Below are 10,805 nucleotides of genomic sequence, written 5' to 3'. Positions count from 1 at the left end.
TGCCAAACATTTTGTGAGCGCTCTCACAAATCTTCTCCAACAATTCTCCACGATGGAAGTTTTCTGTCAAGCCTTTTCCCCAAAGAATTCTCCGCCCCGCAGCCAGCACCCCTTTGGGTTCCCCAAAGCGGGTTAAAAGAAGGTGGCCAGGCGCTCTTCAGGGAAGAAGAGCGCCCGGCCACCGCGCAGGCGGGAAAAGTCAGTTTTTCTTATCCAGCTGCAGTCCGACGAGCACCGGGTCGTGATCCGAGGAACGGTACTGGTCAGCCGCGAACAGGTTAGTGATGTTGTTGTTGTAGCGGCTGTATTCGTAGCCCACGGATTCAAGGGCGTTGATGTTCCAGATGTCTTCTCCAGTCACCTTGCCCGCCAGCTTCTCCGAAGCGAAGATGTGGTCCAGCGAGCCCACCAAGCCGTCGTAGAGGTAGCTCTGGGAATCGGCTGCGGCGCCCAGGTCCACGTAACCGGCTTCAACCAGAACCTGCATCGGATCTTCAGCCGAATAGGAGTTGAAGTCCCCCGCCAGCAGCACCTGGTCGGTATTGCGCGATTTCTTCAGCTCGTCCGCGAAGCCAACCAGCGCTTCCGCTTGGCCGACACGGGCTTCGTTCCAAGCGCCCTGGCCATCGCCGCTGTCGGCATTGCCCGATCCATCAGCAGGATCCGAGCCCTTGGACTTGAAGTGGTTGGCAACGACCAGGAAGCGGGTGTTCTGGTTTCCGCCAACACGCTGGAAAGCCTGGGCCAATGGATCCCGGGCGTTCACGAATGCTGGATCGTCGAGGATGACCGACTCGTCGATGGGCTTCACTGACTTGTCGCGGTAGATGATCGCGGTGCGGATCACATCTTCGTCAGCGGGCACAACCGATGGGGTCGGGACATAGCTCCAAACCTTCTGGCCAGCTTCCTGATTCAACTCGTTGACCAAGTGAGCCAGGGCGGCATCGCGGTTCTGTCCGAAGCGTGCCGAGTTCTCGATTTCTTCCAGGACCACCACGTCTGCGGTGAACTTGCCCAGTGCGGCAACGATCTTGGACTGCTGGCGCTCAAAGCTTTCAGCGGTCGCCGCGCCGCGCGCATCGCAACCACCGCGGACATTGATTGGATTGCCCTCGCGGTCGGTGTAGTACGAGCACCCATCGAGCATGTCGCCGGTAGTGGTGAAGTAGTTCAGCACGTTGAAGCTGCCAACGCTGACATTGCCGCCCACCTCTTGCGGAGCGTCGTTGTCGACCTGCTCGAAGTTCACGGCGATATCGGCATCATCGGCGCCGACCACCTGGCCCTGCGGCTGCAAACGCCACATATCGTAGCGGTAGTCCAAGATGACCGGTGCGATGAAGGATGCGTCAGCGCCTACGGTGACGCGCTGCTGCGCGTCGATGTACGGCAGGGCGATCTGCTTGTTCTTGCTGGTGGAGAAGTTCAGCGTGGCCCCGTCATCGACCACGATCGAGCGCTGCTCGTTTTCCGCCGCGAGAGCCTTGGCCTGGGCACTGCCCGGCTTGAAGACATCGGTTGGCTGGCGCAGCAGCCGTTCGCCGGGCAGGATCTCGCTGGTGCCCATGGCCAGGCTCAGCTCGCCGTACTGGTTCAGCGAGTAATTGTCCGAGACGGTGAACTCGCCCTGCGGCTCGATCAGCATGGATTCAAAGCGCTCGCGCTCGGCATCGCTGCTCGGCAGCGAAATCGCCAGCGGCTTGACGCCCTGTGCCGGTTCATCGAGCACCTCGACGCTGCCGGCCTTGAGCTGGGTCAAGCCATAGTATTCGGACACTTCGCCAGAAACCTGGACATGGTCGCCGACGCTCACCGAGGAAACCTCGTCCGGCGCGTACACGAAGATCGCCGAGCTCGCCTGGCCCGAGGCATCTACGCCGCTGCCAGCGCTCTGCAGATAGAAACCGCGGAATCCGCCGTCGGCGTAGGCTCCGGTGACAACACCGCGCACAGTTGCGTCCTGGCCAGCCATGGGTGAGCTGTCGCCGGTCCCCTGGATCTGTTCGATGGGGGTGATTTCGGCAGTATCGGCGTGCGCCGCCGAGAAGCTCGAAACCGCAAGCGCGGTTCCCAGCACCGCGGCAGCGATGCGAGTGGGACGTCTATTGATCATGTTTTTCCCTAGGTAGATATTCAAGCAGCGGCGGCCCTGCCGCGTGCATGGGCCTGGTTCCAAGGTAAGCAAAGCCCGATTAACTGCACCTGAACTCTGCCCCGCTTTTTCGTGACGTACCCAACAACCATCAAAGGTCATCAAACGCTTTACGTCCAGTAGTGATTAAAGGAACCTTTTCACTAATTGAACTGACTGGTCAGTTCAATTAGTCTTTAACTGTGCTTACCGCAGATTCCATTACCGTCAAGGGACGCCACGACCAGCTCGTGGGGCCCACCTCCGTGCAACTGCAAAGAGGTGAACTGCAGCTGCTGGTATCCGAGCCGCAGATTTCCCGGACCGCGCTGGCCCTTGTACTGAGCGGACGCATGGCACCCAGCTCCGGGACGGTGGTGTGGAATGCGGATCCGAAGCTGCGAACCCTGCGCAAGCACAGCGCTCTGGTCGATTCGCCGGGGATCAATGAACCCGAATCCCACTTGAAGGTTTGCGATCTTGTCGCAGAAGATCTGGGGCTGATCCCGGGGCCAAGCTGGCGCAAGCCCGGCGCCAGGAAGTGGATGGCGCAGCATGGATTCGACGATATCGCCAGCTGCTGGAGCGATGCCATCGATCCGGGCCGCCTCTTCGAGCTCCAGCTCCTGCTGGCTGCCGAGAATCCCCGTCTTGAATTGCTCATCGTCGATTCACCGGACCGGCACGATCTGGAAGACGAGCATTGGCTCGAGACCCTGGAGAACTTCGCTTCCTCGCATCGGGAATTCGCAGTCCTGGCTATCGTCAGCCGGCTGCCCCAGTGCTGGCAGCCGCAAACCGGGCAGGCCGCCGACCCGGAACCAGCAGTGCTCCCACTGCCCGATCCATCCACCGGGTTCATCCAAGGCGAACTCGATCTGGGCCTGGATCACCTGGCCATGGCCGAGGGCATCGCGGCCAACCACGATTTCTTCCTCCCAGCCGACGAACTTGCTGACGCTGTTCAGTGCGAAGCAAAGGAATAGCCCATGACAACTTTGCGACTTGCCCTCTCCGAGCTCAAGCGGATGAGCCGCGGCACCTTGCCCAAACTGGCGCTCATCGCGGTCACCTGCGTTCCGCTGCTCTATGGCGCGCTCTACCTCTACGCCAACTGGGACCCCCAGGGAAACCTCGACAAGGTCACGGCCGCCGTGGTCAATCTGGATGAAGGCGCCGAACAGGACGGCGAGAAAACCCGAGTCGGCGACGACGTCGTCGAGGAATTGGAAGACGACGGCACCTTCAGCTGGGCGCACGTGGATTCCAAGGCGGAAGCCGAGCAGGCCGTGGCCACCGGCCAGTACGCCTTTGCGCTGATCCTGCCCGAGGACTTTTCCTCGGCCCTGGTCTCGCCGGGCGATTTCGATGATGCCGAACAGGCCAATATCGAGCTGCTGACCAACGATGCCAATAACTTCATGGTTTCCAACTTCGCCAAAACGCTGGCTACCACGGTGCGCACCTCGGTCGCCCAGGAAGTGGGAACCGAAACGGCTTCGGCGATGATCGCCGGATTCGTGGACATCCACGATTCGATGGGCGAAGCCGCAGACGGCGCCGGGAAGCTCTACGATGGCACCCTGCGACTGGGCGATGGCGTGGTCACCTTGGCCGATGGCACCACCAAGCTCGTCGATGGCAGCACCGAGCTGAACTCGGGCACCAAGACCCTGAAGAATGGCACCGCCGACCTGTCGGGAGGGTTGGGCCAACTGGTCGACGGTCAAACCCGGCTGCGCGACGGCAGCGCCGAACTGGCCGACGGCACCGCGCAGCTGGCCGACGGCAGCAAAGAGCTGAGCGACGGTCTGCACACCTTGAAGACGCAGACCAAAGCGCTGCCCGGTTCCGTCTCGAAGCTGGATCAAGGCGCCGCCAGCGCGAAAGAAGCCGCCGACCAGCTTGCTGCCGGTTCACAGCAGGTCGCAGACGGCAACCAGCAGCTGGCCAGCACGGCAGATGAGGCCATCGCGGTAATCGACCAGCTGCAGGCCAACACGAAAACGCAGCTGGATAGCGTCAAGGAAGATACGCAGCAGCGCCTGGACGAGTTGGTCAGCAGTGGCGTGCTCACCCAGGACCAGGCTGATTCCATCCAGAGCACGGTCAGCCAAAGCGTGCAGAATTCTACGCTCGGCAATGCCTTGGATACCAAAGTGACCCAGGTCAATACCGAGTTATCTACCCTGCAAACGCAGCTGCACACCCTCGCCGACGGATCGGCGCAGGTAGCCGAAGGAAACCAGCAGCTGGCCACCGGCCTGGGCACCCTCGCGGATGGCACCAAGGCGTTGGATGACGCCATGCCTGCACTCGCGAAGGGCATCGGCTCGGCAGCCCAAGGCTCGGCGAAGCTCGCCTCCGGCGCCGCCGAAGCCCACACCGGGGCAAAGACCCTGGCCGAGGGCCAGCAGTCCGCATTGAATGGCGCCACCGACGCGGCTGACGGCGCAAGCCAACTGGATCAGGGTGCCGGCACGCTGCTCGCCGGCACCGGAGCCCTGCACAACGGACTGGTGCAGCTCTCCGATGGAGTCGGCGAGCTCTCGGACGGCACCGAAGAACTGCAAGACGGTTCAGATGAATTGGCCACCGGCCTGGAGGACGGCACCGGGAAGGTGCCGAACCCCGATGAGTCCACCAGCGGGCAACTGGCCGAAGTCATGGGCAATCCGGTAGCTGTCTCCAATAGCAAGCAGGCCGAAGCGCAGGCTTATGGCGAAGGCCTTGCCCCCTTCTTCATGACCCTGGCGACCTTTATCGGCGTGCTGATCCTGACCCAGGTGATGCGCCCGATGACCAAGCGCGCGCTGGCTTCCAACGGCAGCAACTGGAAAATTTCCATCGGCGGCTGGTTGCCCTTCGCCGCCATCGCGTTACTGCAAACCAGCCTGCTCTACGCGGTGGTGCGATTCGGGCTGGGACTGCATGCCGCCCACCCGTGGCTGATCTGGGCTTTGCTGGCCGGTTCTGCCTTATGCTTCAGTGCGCTGATCCAGGGGTGCTTCGCGCTGCTGGGCACCGCTGGAAAGTTCGTGGTGCTGGTACTGATGGTCCTGCAGCTGGTCACCTCAGGCGGCACCTTCCCCTGGGAGACCTTGCCTGATTCGCTGCACCTGCTGCACCGGATCCTGCCCATGAGCAATGTGGTGATCGGCATGCGCCACCTGATGTACGGCGCGGATCTGGCAGTGCTGCCATCGGTTGCCGGTTCTTTGCTGCTCTACACCGCCATTGGACTAGTCTTGAGTATGCTTGCGGTACGCAAGAACAAGACCTGGAGCTTGAAAACACTGCAACCGGAGCTGAAAGAATGACAACGCCAACGGGCCAACGCCGCCGTGTGCGGGCCACGGATTCGAAGGAGAAGCTCTTCGAAGCGGCCATGCAGCTGCTCGGTTCGCGCTCCCCCGAGTCCGTCTCGGTGGACGAGATCGCGGCCGCGGCCGGCGTTTCCAAGGGCACGGTCTACTACAATTTCGGTTCCAAAGACGAGCTGGTCAGCCAGATCCTCAGCTACGGCGCGCACAAGCTCATGGGCGAACTGGCACGTGCGGCCTCCGGGGAAGACCCCTACCTTGCGCTGAGGCAGATGGTGGAATTCTCCATGGACTTCGTCGCCAGCTACCCCTCCTTTGCCCATCTGTGGATGCAGGAGCAGCTGAGCGCGGACACCGCCACTGCGTTCGCCAGCACCCCGCTGCACACGCAGGTGACCGGGCTGATCATCGAGGTGCTCGAACGCCTGGTCGTGCTCGAGCCCGACCAGAAGCTCTCGGTAGCCACCAGTATTTTCGGTGCCGCCTTGTTTACCGCCCGGATGCGCGCCTCGGGGCAGACCGGCCTGGATCGCGGGCAAACGGTGCGCGCCGTGCTGCTCACCGTGGATGGGCTTCGCGCTACCCGTCCGGCGGCCGGCTCCTAGGCCTGCGCGTCCCAGCTGGCGGTTTCCCTGATGCCAGGCAGTCCGGCGCTGAAGAGCAGCACCCCGGGATAGCCGTTGAGCAGTTCGGCCACGTCGCCGTAGGCTCCATCGGGCAAGCGGGTCAGCAGCGAATCGACCACCAGCAAGGGCGGTTCGCGCAACAGCGCCCGTGCCACCAGCAACGATGCTTGCTGCCCGGAACTAAGCGGTTCGCCGCCCCGGCGCAAGCGGGCTTCCGCTCCACCGGGCAAATCGGCCATCTTCAAACCGCAGGTTTCAGCCAGCGCCACGGCCTTGCGCAGCGAAGCGCCCGGATGGCGATACCGCAGCGCACGGGCGACGCTTCCGCGCTCGGGAACCATGGATTCCAACGCGGAGCCCACGAGCTTGCGGCGGCCGGCAGCAGGCAGATCCTCGCTGCGCCCCTCGGCGATCCACACCCCGGCCTGCGGGTCGGCGCCGTGCACCAGGGCGCCGGTAGCAATGGCCGAAAGCAGCGCCGCGCATTGGCCCTGGCTTCCACGCAGCGCAATTCGCTCCCCGGGCTGTGCCCGCAGGGTGGAAAACTGGTCGGCCATCCCTGCGGGCACCTGGATGCGCACCGAGGAAGGCTGGAGCATCAGCTCCTTGGCATCGCGGGTGCTTGCTGAAAATTCTTCGCGGGCCCGCCAGCGTTCCTGCTCGGCCAGCAGCGGCGCGATGATTCGCCGGCCCGCCTTGTAATTCTGCCGGTACTCCACCACGCGGCCCCACTCGCCCAGGGTTCCTGCGCAAATTCCCATCAGCGTCAGGGCGGTCGCCACGGCAGCTGGCGGAAGCTGCGCCATCGAGGCCGCCGCCACAACCAGCGCGGTACCCAGCAGCGGAATGGCCAGCGCCCCGCCACGCAGGGCGGCGGCGAAACGGGCGCGATGCACCGAAGCATCGATCACCTTCTGCGAGGAGTCCTGCACCCTTTGCACTTCACGTTCCACGCCGCCGCCGGCCGCAATAGCTGTCCGCGCCGCGACGGTATCGGCAATGCGCGAGGCCAGGCTCCCACGGTGCCGGCGCAAGGTCCTGGCGCTCAGGAAAGTACCCCCGGCCAAGGCCGCCAGCAGGACGCCCTCGAGCACCAGGGTCGCGGCCAAGCTCAGGGCCAGGAGCGGATGCAGGAACCACAGGCCCGCACCGCTGACAATCAGCAATGGCAAACCGGCGACCAGCGGGACCATGCCCTGCACAATCCAGTTGCGGATCGAGGACAGGTCGTTGGTGGAACGGGCGATGGTGATGCCCATGGACGGACCGCGTGCACTGCGCAAAGCGTGCGTGACCAGCCCGCGGCGAAGCTGGGCCACATAATGCTGGCCGAGCTTCTCGGCCAGCACCCGTTCAGCGTACTTGGCCAGGAAGAAGCATCCCACCAAGCCCAGGACCGCGCCAAGAGCTGCCCAGCTGATGCGGGCCGAAAGCTGTCCGATCAGCCAGCCGATGGCAATCGAGAGCAAGCCGGCGAGAATGCCCAGGCTGAGCAATCCGGCCAGCAGCATCCGCCGCCCCGGCGCTACCAGCGCCGGCAGGCGCCCAGGCTGCGCCGGCTGCTCAACGGCGATCTTCTGGTCCAGCATCTTGGCTCCTAGCGGGTTGGCAGCAGGGCGGCGGCAACCTCTGCCTGGCACAGGTCGAAGGTCCCGATGACCGGGGTGGACAGCTGCGCCTGGGCTTCCATCGCGGCCAGCGGGGAGGCCGTGAGCACCCCGGAAACCGCGGCAACATCCAGGCCTGCTTCGCGCAGGATCCGCTCTCCGGCCTGGGCACCCAAAGCGTCCTGGGCGCTGAACAGCACGCGGTCTACATGCTCGGCGAAAATCGGGTCGCGCAGCAAGCGGGAAGTTTCGCCCTGGAACAGCCCGTCGGCGATCTCGATGACCACTGCGTCTGCGCCGGTGGCGCTTTGCTCGCGGATCATCGCCACCAGCAGGTCGCGCACGGTTTCGTAGTCCAAGCGGTAGGTGGTTGGGAAGCCGAAGTCGGTGAAGTCGCAGACGCTGAAGGCGCCGGCATCGGTGAACAGGTTCGGATCATTGCCGGCACCCGTGCCGGTGGCCTTGCCTGCGGCAACTTCCATGCCGGAGTTGACCAGTCCGTTGACCAGGCATCCCAGGGTGGTGGACTTGCCGGAGTTCATCGAGGTGCCCAGCACTGCGATCACCGGCGGGCGCGGCGCGGCAACCTGCGCTGCGCGCGGCGATGCGTTCTCGATGCCCAGTGGAGCGAAGTCCACCAGGTTCACGACCTTGCCGTGGCGCATCAGCAGGCCTGCGGGCTGCAGCTGTGTCGCCATATCGATCGAGGCGTGCTGTTCGATGACTTCGCTGGCGACACCGCCGCCTGCAACCAGCTGGCATGGACCCAGGTTATCCGGCACATGGGCCAGGAACTGGTCTGGTGCGTAGCGGTGGCCGTAGGCGACCATGATTTCCTGTCCGACGAATATCAGCTGGCGTCGGGAAACCGGGGACTGCAGGCGCGTGTGCTTGCCTAGCTCGGTCACAGCCGCGATGACGACGTCACCGGCACGCGGCACCATGTTTGCGCGGCGCACGATCTCGAAATCCTGCGGATTGCGCTGCAGCTCGGCTGCAACGAAGCGGGTGGTGTAGGCAGCGCGGATGGTGCGGGCGCGCTGTGCATCGATCTGCTGCTGCACTTCATTGCGCGCTGCGGGGGTCTGCGTTGGAAGTGATTCTGCGATGATGGCCATCTGCCTATTCCTCTTTCAGTGTTTCCGGCCCGCCGTTGCGGTTTGCCGGTGCTGGCCGTGCTGCCAACGATTCCCAGTGAAACGAGCAATGGTTAACTGAAAGTGAACGGTTCATGAGGCGGCGAGGTGTATTCGATGAGAGGCCTATCATCTGCTTCTCATAAAGGCAGATCACCGCTTATTTACAGGCTGACTAGTGCATTAGAAAAAACTTGATGAGACTTCTCTCATGCGGGCCGCGGTGCGGTGAAATGCGTGACGCGCGCATCACGGGCATCCAGGTGCGAGTACGGATGCTTGGTTTCCAGCACCGTGGTTCCCAGGGTCGGATAGTTCATCGCCAGCTCGTAAACGGCTTCTTCATCCGAGTCCATTGCCGCCAAGCGCAGCGCCAATTCCTGGAGCACCGGCTGGTGCCCGATCACCAGCAGGTTGCTGACCGTATCGGGAACTTCATTGATGATGGAGCACAGCTGCGAGACTCCTGCGGTGAAAATGCGCGAATCGACATAGGGGGTCGGGCCCTTCTCGCCGAGTTCGGAAAGCACCCAGGCGCAGGTGGAGCGCGCACGCAGCGCGTCGGAGCAGATGATGTAGTCCGGTATCAGGCCATTCTCCACAAGCCAGGCTCCGGCGGCCGGGGCTTCGCGGTGCCCGCGGGCCGCCAGCGGCCGGTCGTGATCCGCGACGCCCAGCGGGTAGTCGGCTTTGGCGTGGCGCATCAGCATGAGCTTGCGGGAATGCATGGTGTTCATTGTTCCAGCTTAAGACAGCAGTGGCGGGCAAACCGAACCCGGTTTGCCCGCCACTGCTGCCAGCTGATGCTAGATGGAGTATTCCGGAGCTGCCCAGACAACAACTTCTGGGTGCTCGTAGAAGCGGTAGCCCTGGCCACGTACGGTGCGCACGGTATTGGCCAGGCGTCCCAGCTTGGAACGCAGACGACGGATATGCACGTCGATGGTGCGTTCGTTAGGGACTTCTTCGGCATTGCGCCACAGGTTTTCCAGCAGCTCTTCGCGGCCTACGGTGCGGGTGCCGTTTTCCACGAGGAAGTTCAGCAGCTCGAATTCCTTGAAGGTCAGGTTCAGGGTTTCGCCATCCAGGTAGACTTCGCGGCGCGAGAGGTCGATCAGCACGCCAGATGGGCGCGGGGTGGAAGGACGGGCTTCAGCGCGTGGCCGGCGGGAAATCGTCGGATCGCCCAAAGCCTGGCGAACTACATCGATGGGCTCACCCTGGGCGCTAGTTGGAGCCAGTGCCACGGCGGCATGGGTCTGCGCTTGCGGCGACAAGGTGGCCAGGAAGGCGCGGACCTGGGTGGCCAGCTTGCCCAGCGAGGTGCCCTGCGCCTGGGCGGCAGTTTCATCCAGGCCCACGTAGAGCACGAAGCCGCGTGCGGAGGTGTCGGCGCTTGGCTGGCCTGTTGACTGCACTGGAGTGCTAGCCGGCTGATGCGATGCATCACGTGTTTCATGAACATTGGAAACCGCGCGCAGCGGACGGTAACCCGCTGGTGCATAGCTGCCAGAAGCTGAACGCTGCGCAGCTGCTGCGCGGTTCTGCGCATTGCGAATAGAAACGTGGACGTATCCGGAACCAGCCGACATAATCTTTTCCTCTTTTAGTGCGAAGGCCAAGTGGTTTGGCGCTCATGCTTCGGGTTTTGCTTGCGCTGTTCGCGGCCTTCGTCCACGTTCAGCAGTTGGGTTTCCCGTCAATAACTCCCAAAATCGGATTACAAATCACTCATAATTCGGCTTGGAGGCCATGGACGCCGAGCATTCGTTGAGGACGATCTTGGGCAACTCGATGTTGGAATCCGAGGTGCTTTTACCGTCCTGCGCCGTACTCACACCTCTAGTTTCCTCGTAACATTGGCAACTTGCAAGTAACAATGAACACCTGCGTCCACATAGTGAGACGAATGTTTCCAAACGTGACGCACAACACTTTAGACAATTCTAGGCCACCTAAGCGCTTAACTAAACAATATG

At 62.9% G+C, this 10,805-nt stretch carries 8 protein-coding genes; 3 read left to right on the top strand and 5 right to left on the bottom strand.

Going from position 1 to position 10,805, the window contains the following annotated elements:
* Positions 1-199 precede the first annotated feature (199 nt).
* Positions 200-2,116 carry an ExeM/NucH family extracellular endonuclease gene (locus EDF61_RS18395; protein ID WP_133835090.1) on the bottom strand — a complete coding sequence of 639 codons (1,917 nt, stop codon included), beginning with the start codon at positions 2,114-2,116 and terminating at the stop codon, positions 200-202.
* Positions 2,117-2,337: 221 nt separating this feature from the next.
* Between EDF61_RS18395 and EDF61_RS18390 the strand changes: the two genes are divergently transcribed.
* The 3 genes from EDF61_RS18390 to EDF61_RS18380 are packed head-to-tail and all read left to right on the top strand — an operon-like array spanning position 2,338 to position 6,062.
* Positions 2,338-3,120 (top strand): ABC transporter ATP-binding protein, encoded by a 783-nt coding sequence (locus EDF61_RS18390; RefSeq protein WP_133835089.1) that lies wholly within the window; start codon positions 2,338-2,340, stop codon positions 3,118-3,120.
* A gap of 3 nt (positions 3,121-3,123) precedes the next feature.
* Entirely contained in the window at positions 3,124-5,454 is a 2,331-nt protein-coding gene (locus EDF61_RS18385; protein ID WP_133835088.1) for a YhgE/Pip domain-containing protein, read from the top strand.
* Positions 5,451-6,062, top strand: a complete 612-nt coding sequence (locus EDF61_RS18380) for a TetR/AcrR family transcriptional regulator (RefSeq protein ID WP_105658815.1) — start codon at positions 5,451-5,453, stop codon at positions 6,060-6,062. The genes EDF61_RS18385 and EDF61_RS18380 overlap by 4 nt, the downstream gene beginning before the upstream one ends.
* Here EDF61_RS18380 and EDF61_RS18375 read toward each other — a convergent pair.
* From EDF61_RS18375 to EDF61_RS18360, 4 genes are all read right to left on the bottom strand, one after another.
* Positions 6,059-7,672, bottom strand: a complete 1,614-nt coding sequence (locus EDF61_RS18375; RefSeq protein WP_133835087.1) for an ABC transporter transmembrane domain-containing protein — start codon at positions 7,670-7,672, stop codon at positions 6,059-6,061. The genes EDF61_RS18380 and EDF61_RS18375 overlap by 4 nt on opposite strands.
* 8 nt (positions 7,673-7,680) lie before the next feature.
* Positions 7,681-8,808: a DUF1611 domain-containing protein gene (locus EDF61_RS18370; RefSeq protein WP_105662485.1), complete on the bottom strand. Its 1,128-nt coding sequence runs from the start codon at positions 8,806-8,808 to the stop codon at positions 7,681-7,683.
* A 227-nt stretch (positions 8,809-9,035) separates the two neighbouring features.
* Positions 9,036-9,563 carry a SixA phosphatase family protein gene (locus EDF61_RS18365; protein ID WP_105658818.1) on the bottom strand — a complete coding sequence of 176 codons (528 nt, stop codon included), beginning with the start codon at positions 9,561-9,563 and terminating at the stop codon, positions 9,036-9,038.
* 69 nt (positions 9,564-9,632) lie between these two features.
* The gene (locus EDF61_RS18360) at positions 9,633-10,418 is read right to left on the bottom strand and encodes a winged helix-turn-helix domain-containing protein (RefSeq protein WP_105658819.1); all 786 of its coding nucleotides are present in this window, start codon (positions 10,416-10,418) and stop codon (positions 9,633-9,635) included.
* Positions 10,419-10,805: the final 387 nt, after the last annotated feature.

Source organism: Arthrobacter sp. JUb115, from assembly GCF_004365035.1.
Lineage (GTDB): Bacteria > Actinomycetota > Actinomycetes > Actinomycetales > Micrococcaceae > Glutamicibacter.
The sequence above is the reverse complement of the archived record's forward strand: the minus strand, read 5'-3'. Positions and strand labels throughout refer to the sequence as shown.

Excerpts from the sequence above, each read along its gene's own strand:
- EDF61_RS18395 (WP_133835090.1), bottom strand. The coding sequence starts at position 2,116 with ATGATCAATAGACGTCCCACTCGCATCGCTGCCGCGGTGCTGGGAACC.
- EDF61_RS18385 (WP_133835088.1), top strand. The coding sequence starts at position 3,124 with ATGACAACTTTGCGACTTGCCCTCTCCGAGCTCAAGCGGATGAGCCGC.
- EDF61_RS18380 (WP_105658815.1), top strand. The coding sequence starts at position 5,451 with ATGACAACGCCAACGGGCCAACGCCGCCGTGTGCGGGCCACGGATTCG.
- EDF61_RS18375 (WP_133835087.1), bottom strand. The coding sequence starts at position 7,672 with ATGCTGGACCAGAAGATCGCCGTTGAGCAGCCGGCGCAGCCTGGGCGC.
- EDF61_RS18370 (WP_105662485.1), bottom strand. The coding sequence starts at position 8,808 with ATGGCCATCATCGCAGAATCACTTCCAACGCAGACCCCCGCAGCGCGC.
- EDF61_RS18365 (WP_105658818.1), bottom strand. The coding sequence starts at position 9,563 with ATGAACACCATGCATTCCCGCAAGCTCATGCTGATGCGCCACGCCAAA.
- EDF61_RS18360 (WP_105658819.1), bottom strand. The coding sequence starts at position 10,418 with ATGTCGGCTGGTTCCGGATACGTCCACGTTTCTATTCGCAATGCGCAG.